This is a genomic window from Exiguobacterium sp. s83, from assembly GCF_018617095.1.
In the GTDB taxonomy this organism is placed as follows: Bacteria; Bacillota; Bacilli; order Exiguobacteriales; family Exiguobacteriaceae; genus Exiguobacterium; species Exiguobacterium profundum.
The window spans coordinates 1-899 of the sequence record NZ_JACSJP010000014.1 but is presented as its reverse complement, the minus strand read 5'-3'; the positions used below and the strand labels follow the sequence as shown (position 1 = coordinate 899).

Here is an 899-nt window from a genome sequence, read left to right as displayed (position 1 = left end):
CCGTTCCCATGCCGAACACGGAAGTTAAGCGTCTCAGCGCCGAAAGTAGTTGGGGGATCTCCCCCTGTGAGGATAGGACGTTGCCAGGCTTTATTTTTTTAAAAAAGTTATTGACTTTACATAGAATGACCTTTAAAATAGGTAAAGTCGATATGACTTAAAACGGTCTCGTGGTGTAGGGGTTAACATGTCTGCCTGTCACGCAGAAGATCGCGGGTTCGAATCCCGTCGAGACCGCCATTTTTAATTTAATACGTATGGCTTTGTAGCTCAGTTGGTAGAGCAAAGGACTGAAAATCCTTGTGTCGGCGGTTCGATTCCGTCCAAAGCCACCATATAACACGCCGGTGTAGCTCAGTTGGTAGAGCATCTGACTTGTAATCAGAGGGTCGAGGGTTCGAATCCTTTCGCCGGCACCATTTTTTCATGGCGGTTGTGGCGAAGTGGTTAACGCACCGGATTGTGATTCCGGCATTCGAGGGTTCAATTCCCTTCAGCCGCCCCATTAAAATTTAATGAGCCATTAGCTCAGTTGGTAGAGCATCTGACTTTTAATCAGAGGGTCGCAGGTTCGAGCCCTGCATGGCTCACCATTTCTCATTATTTTTTATTCAATACGTAATTTCACATGCGGGTGTGGCGGAATTGGTAGACGCGCTAGACTTAGGATCTAGTGTCTTTGACGTGGGGGTTCGAGTCCCTTCACCCGCATCTCTAAATACTTATGCGGAAGTAGTTCAGTGGTAGAATACGACCTTGCCAAGGTCGGGGTCGCGGGTTCGAATCCCGTCTTCCGCTCCATCTTAATACGCGGTCGTGGCGGAATCGGTAGACGCGCTAGGTTGAGGGCCTAGTGGTGGTTAACACCGTGGAGGTTCAAGTCCTCTCGACCGCACCAT

General features: G+C 49.2%; 8 tRNA genes and 1 rRNA gene. All 9 read left to right on the top strand.

The annotated features are described in order from the left end of the window. Positions 1-89: ribosomal RNA gene (gene rrf, locus KNO73_RS14855) — 5S ribosomal RNA — on the top strand; the annotation flags it as partial. A 75-nt stretch (positions 90-164) separates the two neighbouring features. Continuing rightward, positions 165-240 (top strand) — tRNA-Asp (locus KNO73_RS14850). Positions 241-259: 19 nt separating this feature from the next. After that, positions 260-335: transfer RNA gene (locus KNO73_RS14845), tRNA-Phe, on the top strand. 8 nt (positions 336-343) lie between these two features. Continuing rightward, positions 344-419, top strand: a tRNA-Thr gene (locus KNO73_RS14840). 10 nt (positions 420-429) lie between these two features. Continuing rightward, positions 430-505: transfer RNA gene (locus KNO73_RS14835), tRNA-His, on the top strand. A 12-nt stretch (positions 506-517) separates the two neighbouring features. Continuing rightward, positions 518-593: transfer RNA gene (locus KNO73_RS14830), tRNA-Lys, on the top strand. Between the two features lie 37 nt (positions 594-630). Further along, positions 631-711: transfer RNA gene (locus KNO73_RS14825), tRNA-Leu, on the top strand. Positions 712-726: 15 nt separating this feature from the next. Continuing rightward, positions 727-801 (top strand) — tRNA-Gly (locus tag KNO73_RS14820). A 9-nt stretch (positions 802-810) separates the two neighbouring features. Further along, positions 811-898, top strand: a tRNA-Leu gene (locus KNO73_RS14815). The last annotated feature ends 1 nt before the right edge of the window (position 899 follow it).